Annotated in this window: 1 pseudogene; it reads right to left on the bottom strand. The window is 69.8% G+C overall.

The features are described 5' to 3' along the window. A pseudogene (locus FE811_RS27260) lies at nucleotides 1-306 on the bottom strand (NAD(P)(+) transhydrogenase (Re/Si-specific) subunit beta); the annotation flags it as partial.

The raw sequence follows: 306 nt of genomic DNA on the forward strand, positions 1-306 counted from the left end.
CGCACCGGACGAGCCGACCAGCGCGCCCACCACGATCAACAGGTCGTTGCCCAGGGTGAAGCCGATCGCCGCCGCCGCCCAGCCGGAATAGCTGTTCAGCATCGACACCACCACCGGCATGTCGGCGCCGCCGATGNCAGCGTGATCAGCGCCAGCCACAGCACCGGCGCCCCGGCAGTGCAGTAAAGGATCACCGACAGAAGCGACAGCGCCGCCGCCCCCGCGTTCAGCATGTGGCCGCCCGGCAGCTTCCTGGGCTTGCCGTCGATCTTGCCCGCCAGCTTGCCGAAGGCCACGATCGAGCCG

It is taken from the genome of Paracoccus sp. FO-3 (assembly GCF_006386455.1).
GTDB lineage: Bacteria > Pseudomonadota > Alphaproteobacteria > Rhodobacterales > Rhodobacteraceae > Paracoccus > Paracoccus versutus.